This is a genomic window from Cellvibrio sp. (genome assembly GCF_053579595.1).
Genome location: NZ_JBRFPI010000189.1, coordinates 1 through 8456, shown reverse-complemented (window position 1 = coordinate 8456; position 8456 = coordinate 1). Strand labels below are relative to the sequence as shown.

The 8456-nt window shown below is 47.8% G+C and carries 7 protein-coding genes; 5 read left to right on the top strand and 2 right to left on the bottom strand.

The window, feature by feature from the left end:
* Positions 1–350 precede the first annotated feature (350 nt).
* Positions 351–3389 carry a TonB-dependent receptor domain-containing protein gene (locus ACWA6V_RS12555; RefSeq protein ID WP_449522812.1) on the top strand — a complete coding sequence of 1013 codons (3039 nt, stop codon included), beginning with the start codon at positions 351–353 and terminating at the stop codon, positions 3387–3389.
* 65 nt (positions 3390–3454) lie between these two features.
* Here the strand turns inward: ACWA6V_RS12555 and ACWA6V_RS12550 are convergent, their stop codons facing one another.
* The gene (locus ACWA6V_RS12550) at positions 3455–4018 is read right to left on the bottom strand and encodes a DUF1415 domain-containing protein (protein ID WP_449522811.1); all 564 of its coding nucleotides are present in this window, start codon (positions 4016–4018) and stop codon (positions 3455–3457) included.
* 4 nt (positions 4019–4022) lie between these two features.
* On the bottom strand, positions 4023–4460 hold the full coding sequence (locus ACWA6V_RS12545; RefSeq protein ID WP_449522810.1) for a DUF1456 family protein: 438 nt from the start codon (positions 4458–4460) through the stop codon (positions 4023–4025).
* 147 nt (positions 4461–4607) lie between these two features.
* On the opposite strand from ACWA6V_RS12545, the gene ACWA6V_RS12540 reads away from it, so the two are divergent.
* The 4 genes from ACWA6V_RS12540 to ACWA6V_RS12525 all read left to right on the top strand — a co-directional run.
* Positions 4608–5153, top strand: a complete 546-nt coding sequence (locus ACWA6V_RS12540) for a sugar O-acetyltransferase (protein WP_449522809.1) — start codon at positions 4608–4610, stop codon at positions 5151–5153.
* Between the two features lie 229 nt (positions 5154–5382).
* Positions 5383–5637, top strand: coding sequence for an OadG family protein (locus ACWA6V_RS12535; RefSeq protein ID WP_449522808.1), 255 nt, complete (start codon positions 5383–5385; stop codon positions 5635–5637).
* Positions 5638–5652: 15 nt separating this feature from the next.
* Entirely contained in the window at positions 5653–7443 is a 1791-nt protein-coding gene (gene oadA, locus ACWA6V_RS12530) for a sodium-extruding oxaloacetate decarboxylase subunit alpha (RefSeq protein ID WP_449522807.1), read from the top strand.
* Positions 7444–7446: 3 nt separating this feature from the next.
* Positions 7447–8456: sodium ion-translocating decarboxylase subunit beta (locus ACWA6V_RS12525; protein ID WP_449522806.1), on the top strand; the 1010-nt coding region annotated here is incomplete at its 3' end.

Sequence of the window (8456 nt, the reverse complement as noted above, 5' to 3'; positions counted from 1 at the left end):
CATCTAAATAAAAAAATAATTTATAAAAAACAATCCCCCTCCCTGGCGTTTTTACTCCTCTATTTTAAATGAAATTTTAAGCGACAAATTCGTTTGTCGCTTAATGATTCACACTGGCACATCTGTTTGCAATGATAATATTGCGCCCAATAATTAATCCTTGCTTGTGCACAACATCACACAATCTCCGCTCTTTTATACGGCAGGCTTCTTGCTAGTCACCCACTGAAGAAACCACTATACCAATGGAAACCCGCTTCAAAAAAATTAGTAAGCGCACCGCGCAAAATCAATTTGCCTGATGCACTTCCTGAGCCCATTCAGCCAGATAGAATGCTTAAGGAGATATGATGTTTACTAAAACTGTTTTGCATCAAGCAATTCAATTACTAGCAAATTCTTTCACCAAATATGTGTTACCTATTAGCAGCCTAATGCTGCTGGCCAGTACTCCTGCCCTCGGCCAAACATCGGCTGAACCTGCTGCCGATGAAGTTGAAGAACTTGTGGTGGTCGGCTCGCGTATACGCCAAACAAATCTCAAAACTATTTCCCCAATTAAAATGATGACGCGGGAAGACGCCGCTGCAGCCGGATTAAATTCCACAATGGATCTGCTGCAATCAAATGTACTTACAGGAGGAACATCGCAAATTAATAACGCTTACGGCGGCTATGTGACCGATGGCGGCCCGGGCGCCAATACAATTTCTTTGCGTGGTTTAGGTGCAAGTAGAACTCTGGTGCTCATTAATGGGCGTCGTGTTGCACCATCAGGCACGCAAGGCGCAGTAGGCACTGCAGATTTGAATGTATTACCCACCGCAATGATTGAACGCGTAGAAGTGTTACGCGATGGCGCTTCCTCGATTTATGGATCTGATGCTGTCAGTGGAGTCATCAACGTCATAACACGTGAGCAAGTTGAGGGATTCGCCATTGAAGGTGACTTCAACTACCCCACCGAAGACAATGGCGAACAAATTCGCTTATCAATAACTGGCGGTATGACTGAAGAGAGACTTTCCCTCTCTGGTTCTTTCGATTATTACGAGCGAAAACCTCTCACCTTGGCAGACAGGGATTGGACTCGTTGCAACGAAGATCTTTTTCGCGACCCTGTAACAGGCGCTTCCGATGATTATATTGACCCACGCACCGGCAAATCCAAATGTTACCCAGCCACTGCCTCTGGCTCGAATGGGGTGACAGTCAATACCATTGGCACACAAGCAGTAACGGCAGCCAACTGGATTTTACTTGGCCTTAACGGCCCGGTTGTCGGAGGCCCCGGATCTTCAGGAACAACCTTTACGCGTTTTCGTCCAAATTCCGCAGTAACGACCGGATTGATTGGTTATGAGGGCGTTGGCGGCGGCAGCAACAGTATTAACGTACGTGATACTTTTGAGCCGCGTATGCTCAATGAAGATTTAATTTCGCCCGCAAAAAACTACACGGGCTTCCTGCAGAGCAGGTATGAACTGGAGTCACTTGGCAACGCCGAAATCTACGCTGAACTATTGGCATCACGACGCGAGTCAAACCAAACGGGCTATCGCCAACTCTCGCTGGATTATCGTCGCGGTAGTCCACTAATCCCCGCGGAGCTTGCATACGGCAACTTTGGTGCAGATCAGGGAACCAGTGGAGGCGAACGCGTTGGTGTGCGCGCGTTCATCGGCTTTGGCAATGACAGCAGCGAGCAGAATGTCGATTTTTACAAACCCACTGTTGGCCTGCGCGGAGACCTCGAGTTTTTGCCCGACTGGCGCTATGACCTCTACACCAGCTACGCAAAATCCGACGCAACCTACGAACGCAATTCATTTCTTATTGATAAATTAACCTATGCCAGTGATGCCGTAACGGCAACGAGCGGAGTAGATTCAAGCCTGGTGCGCGACGGTCTTACATGCGAAATCAATCTCACTGATCCCAATGAAAAATGCATTCTTCTTCCACGCTTAACGGCAGCTGTGGTCGGAGGAAATTTGCCACAGGATTTTAAAGATTATATTTTCCAAAACACCCAAGGCTCTACTGAATACGAGGAATCTATTTATAGTGCCATTATTGATGGCCCTCTTTTCAATGTTCCTGCAGGGGCAGTGCAAGGTGTATTTGGTATTGAGCATCGCCGCATGGAGCTCAAAGACCAGCCCGATGAAAATAGTATCGCGGGCAATCTCTATAATCTGAGCATTGCGACTCCTACATCCGGTGAGGATGACGTCGGCGAATACTATACCGAGATCCAAATCCCGATCTTAGCCGATGCAAGATTTGCTAAAGAGCTGACAATCAATGGCTCTGTTCGTTACACGGATTATGATTCTTACGGTTCAGATGACACCTACAAAATGGGCTTTATTTATTCACCTACGGATTGGGTATCGGTAAGAGGATCACGCGGAACATCCTTCCGTGCGCCGGCACTATTCGAGCAATTTCAAGGGCCGACTAGCGGTTTTCGTCCAGCATCTATTGACCCCTGTAATGACTATGGTAGTGATGGAGTAAATCCAAACCGAGTCATTAACTGCACACAGGAATTACCGGGGCAGCCAGAATTTCAGGCAACCCAAGGTGTTGAAGTATTTAGTCTAGGCGGTGCGGAGGCCGGATTATTTGCGGAAACATCAGAGAACACCAGTTACGGAATTATTTTCGATCCGGCAATTTCCGACACCACAGGCTTGAGTATCACTATTGATTATTTTGATATTCAAATTGATAACGGCGTACAAAAAGCAGGAGAAGATGAAATTCTTGATCGCTGTTACGATTCTGCCGAGTTTGCTGAAGATCGAGGTCTATGCAGATTAGTCACGCGTGACCCTGTTACCAAACAACTTACCGTGAATGATGCCTACACCAATCTGGCTACAGAAGTGGTGCGAGGGCTTGATATCAGCACCGACTTTTCACAAGACATCGGACCCGGCAGCCTGTTAGTCAATCTGAGCGTGACGCGCTACTACGAGCAATCATCAAGACTTTTTGCAGACGAACCAATAGAAGATATCAACGGAAGTCTGGAAAGTCCCGAATTCGGTGGCTCAGGGGAAATAGGCTATGCGCTTGATAACTGGAAATTTCTCTATGGTGTGGAGTGGATTAGCAGCATGGACGGTTACAAAGAAGCTGACGAACTTCCAGAAGAAAGTTTTTCTGATTACACGGTGCCAAGCTACCTCGAACATCGCATCTCCGCACGCTTTCAAGCAGACTCATGGAAAACAACCTTTGGAGTCCGCAACCTAACCAATGAAATACCTCCACAAATTTCAGCCGGCTACTTTAATCGCGTAGGCACAGCACCACTCTACAGCGGCTATGATTATATCGGCAGAGAGGTTTTTATTAATTTTCAAGTGCAGTATTAAAACCTAATCAACACAGTGAGCAAGGGATTGCTCATTTCGCTGATAGCAATATTCACAGAATTCAGCTAGCACCCAAAAAGATAAGGAAACAGTTTTTGTTTTTCTTCTGCACTTAAATTTTCTACCCGCGCTTTATTAACTTCCGGTATTTCTTCCACATCCGCAAAATATTCCAGCGCCTTCTCCAAACTCGCCTCGCGAATAATATGCAAGATTGGATAGGGTGCGCGGTTAGTAAGATTTTCGGCATCATCCGGCTCGGCGTGAGCAAAGCAATACTGAGGATGAAAGGTGGCGAGTTGATAAACGCCAACCCAACGATTGCGCTTGAGCAATTGATTCGTCCAATTTAAAAATTGGTTGTAATCAAAAAAATCCTGTAGATGATGAGGAACAATAACCAGCGTAGTTTCTATTTCACTTGCTGGTTTTTGGTCGAGCAACTCCATTTCTTGCTGTAAATCCTGCAGGAGCATTTCATCATCAGTAGCAGCACTGATAAAAAAGCGCACGCGGTTTTCGCGGGTCGGCTTACCAGAAAAGGGGCAGAGATTTAACCCTATCACCACCTCATTTAACCAGCGGGCGACATCAACTATAACCTTAGTGTCAGCAGCAGGCGCACTCATCTGATTAAACTCCGGCTTTTTTCTGCTGCAAAAGTTTTCCAATACCCTCGATAAAATCCAGCACCAATTCATCATCGCAGGCTTTGTAATGTTCATGCCCTGCTTTGCGGAACAATGCCGCGAGATCCGATTTGGTCAGCTCAATAGTTACCAGCTTGAGTGCATCGCGCAGATCCTGCTCATGCAATACAAACGCGATGCGCAATTTTTTCAGTACATCGTTGTTGGAAATTTTGGCGTGTTTCTCAATGACTTCCGCAACAGCATCGGCTTTTTTACCGCGTTCCTGATCAATCAAATTATTCAAAAAAATAATCAGGATATATTCGGGCATGGCTTCAAAACCGGGTTGGTAATCAGTTTTCAGCAAATTGGCAACATCTTTTTCGCTCAGGTCTATATCCGAAGGCGCAAACAACGCCTGGATTTGTGCGGTATCCAAAGGCTATGCTTGAGTGATTTTGCGAAATATATCGTTGGTTCTCATGGTATGACTCTGTAAGTTGTGAATCTTTGTGACGTGACTCTGTGATGAAAGCGAATATTGAGGCATTCTACCGCAAAGTCTGCACTGTCTGAGAGTGAATCCATGTATCCGTTTTTCGACGTAAACCCCTTTGATCCCGAGCTCGTGGCTGCGCGTAAACGCGCCAAACTGCTCTGCCAGCAATTAAATACACTTCGCGCCGACCAGACCAAAGCACGCAAGCCGATTTATCAGCAACTTTTTGGGCAGGTGTCGCGCGCTTACATCGAGCCGCATTTCTATTGTGATTACGGCAGTAATATTTTTCTGGGTGAGTCCTTTTACGCAAACCACAATTGCGTAATTCTGGATTGCGCCGAAGTGCGCATTGGCGACCGGGTGATGTTTGGCCCGAACGTACAGATCTATGCCACTACCCATCCGCTCGATGCCACTGAGCGCGCCACTGGTAAGGAGTTTTGCGCGGCAGTGACCATTGGCGATGATTGCTGGATTGGCGGAGGAGCAATTATTCTCGCCGGAGTATCGATTGGTGCAGGCTCAGTCATAGGAGCGGGCAGCTTGGTCAACAAGGATATACCTGCCGGCGTGGTAGCCGCTGGCAATCCTTGCCGCATTATTAAAGAAATAGCTGCTAAATCTGATTGAATTCCGGACAATCGGGTGTTTTCACTTGCCGGATCGACACATTTTTTTTAAGGTGTCACCCGATTTTGTCCATTAAGCGACCAGGATCAACGTTCAATTACCTATCCGCCCTGAATTTCCAAGAATAAGTGATGGGTATTTTAGGTCCAGAAGCGACTTGCTAACTCATTAAATAATTAAGGTGAGAGCGCAATAAAAATCTGACATTTTCACCAGGAGTAAGACTTTTATGCAATCACCACTTTTTGAGCAAGCGCTCGATTTATTAGTCTTTGGGATGGGCACTGTGTTCGTGTTCCTGGCACTGCTGGTCGTGGCAATCAATTTGATGTCGCGTTTCATGGAAACCTATTTTCCCGATGCGATTGTGCCCGATGCTCCCACACCAAAATCCAAACCCGGTAACGATACAGTCGATGCCACCACCCTCGCCATTATCCAGGCTGCCATCCGTCAACATCGCGATAAAAATACACGCGGCTGATTCAGGAGTTTTTAGATGAATAACAATAATCCACTCGGAATTACTGATGTTGTACTGCGCGATGCGCACCAATCCCTGTTTGCTACGCGGCTACGTTTGGACGACATGCTGCCGATTGCGGAAAAGCTGGATCGCGTTGGTTTCTGGTCACTTGAATCCTGGGGCGGCGCAACCTTCGATGCCTGCATTCGCTACCTTGGTGAAGATCCCTGGGATCGTATTCGCCAATTGAAGAAGGCGATGCCTAATACACCACAGCAAATGTTATTGCGCGGCCAGAATTTATTGGGTTATCGCCATTATGCTGATGATGTTGTTGAAAGTTTTGTTGAGCGGGCAGCAATTAGCGGCGTAGATGTATTCCGTGTGTTCGATGCGATGAACGATATGCGCAATATCGAAGTTGCAATGAAAGCGGTCAAACGTCATGGCAAACACGCACAGGGCACGCTCTCTTACACGCTAAGCCCGGTACACAATTTGGATGGCTGGGTTGCGCAAGCCAAACAAATCGAAGATATGGGCGCAGACTCCATCTGTATTAAAGATATGGCCGGTCTTTTAAAGCCCTACGATGGTTTTAAACTGGTTAGACGTCTGAAAGAAGAATGCGACATTCCGATTCATATGCAGTGCCACGCCACCACCGGTTTGGCGCACGCGACAATTTTGAAATGTGTAGAAGCGGGTATCGATAACGTGGATACCGCCATCTCCTCAATGTCTATGACTTACGGCCACAGCCCGACTGAAACGCTGGTGGCAACGCTGGAAGGTACCAACCGCGACACCGGTCTGGATTTAATCCTGCTTGAAGAAATCGCTACCTACTTCCGCGAGATCCGCAAAAAATACGCGAAGTTTGAAGGCTCGTTAAAAGGTGTGGATGCGCGCATTCTCATCGCCCAGGTTCCCGGTGGCATGCTCACCAATATGGAAAGCCAATTGCGCGAGCAAGGCGCGCTTGACCGCTTTGATGAAGTGCTGACTGAAATTCCGCGCGTGCGTGAAGATTTGGGGTTTATCCCACTGGTAACTCCCACCTCGCAAATTGTCGGCACCCAGGCGGTACTGAATGTGTTGAGTGGCGAGCGCTACAAAAATATTGCCAAAGAGACCGCCGGTGTTTTGCGCGGTGAATACGGTGCAACCCCCGCACCCATGAACAGCGAACTGCAAGCCAAAGTTTTGCAAGATGGCGAGCTGCCTATTACTTGCCGACCAGCCGACAACATCGCACCAGAATTGGCACAACTGACTGCCGCGCTGGAAAAAGAAGCCGCGCTGCGCAACATCACTTTGCGCATGGGAGGAGAAGAATTGGATGACGTTCTTACCTACGCGCTCTTCCCGCAAATCGGCCTGCGCTTTTTGGAAAATCGCAACAACCCCACCGCGTTTGAACCGGTACTCACAGGCAAAGAAAGCTCGGTGGTGACTAACGATGCAGGCGAAGAAATTTATACCGTGGAAGTGGAAGGCAAAAAATACACGGTTGCTGTCAACAACGGCGGCGATGTGACTGGAATTAAATCACTACAAGCAACAAGTGTTGCAGCCAAACCGGCAAGCAATGCCCAAGCGCGCATAGTGCCAGCACCGCTTGCAGGCAACATTATTAAAGTGTTTGCGAATGTGGGTGATGAAGTGCAGCAAGGGGATGTAGTCTTATTACTGGAAGCAATGAAAATGGAAACCCAAATCAGCGCACCTTGCAGCGGAATTATCGCGAGCATAGATGTGAAAACTGGCGATTCAATTTTGGTCGGCAAACCCTTGCTCTCCATTACACCAGCGGGGGAATAACAGATGGATACCCTGCTCAATCTTTGGTACTCCACCGGCATTCATCACATGCAATCTGGTCAGATGATCATGATGGGCATTTGTTTGCTGTTATTGTTTCTCGCCATTCGCAAAGGTTTTGAACCGCTATTGTTAGTGCCGATTGGTTTTGGCGGCTTGCTTGCCAATTTACCTGCCGCAGGTTTAGCGCTCTCAGCTATTGAACAGGCATTGCAAAATGGCACACCGGAAATTGGTGCCGCTCTCGCACAATTGGCGGGACTAACGGTTACCGATGCCGATTCACTTGTCTACAAAACATTGACTAATGGTGAACCTGCCACATACCAAGCGGCACTGCATATGGTGCAAGCTGCCGGATATGGCGATGGAATGCTCTATACGTTTTATAAAGTTGCTATCGCCAGTGGCGTTGCTCCGCTGGTGATTTTTATCGGCGTTGGTGCCATGACCGATTTCGGCCCACTACTCGCTAATCCTAAAACATTATTGCTCGGTGCAGCAGCACAATTCGGCATTTTTGCAACTGTATTGGGCGCGATTGGTTTGAGTTATTTCGGTCTGGATTTTTCCATCGCCGATGCTGCTGCGATTGGCATTATCGGCGGCGCTGATGGCCCCACCGCGATTTATGTCGCCAGCAAACTAGCTCCGGATCTACTCGGCGCCATCGCCGTTGCCGCTTACAGTTACATGGCATTAGTGCCACTGATTCAACCGCCAATTATGCGCTTGCTCACCACGCAAGCTGAACGCGGCATAGTGATGCAGCAACTGCGCACCGTAAGCAAACGCGAAAAAATTGTGTTCCCGATTGTGATGCTGGCGCTGGTCGGATTAATTCTGCCCGATGCAACTCCGTTACTGGGCGCATTTTGTTTTGGTAATTTGATGCGTGAATCGGGCGTGGTAGATCGCCTGTCAGACACCGCGCAAAATGCGCTGATCAATATAACCACGATATTTTTGGGGTTGTCCGTCGGCTCCAAACTCCCCGCCGATAAATTCCTAGA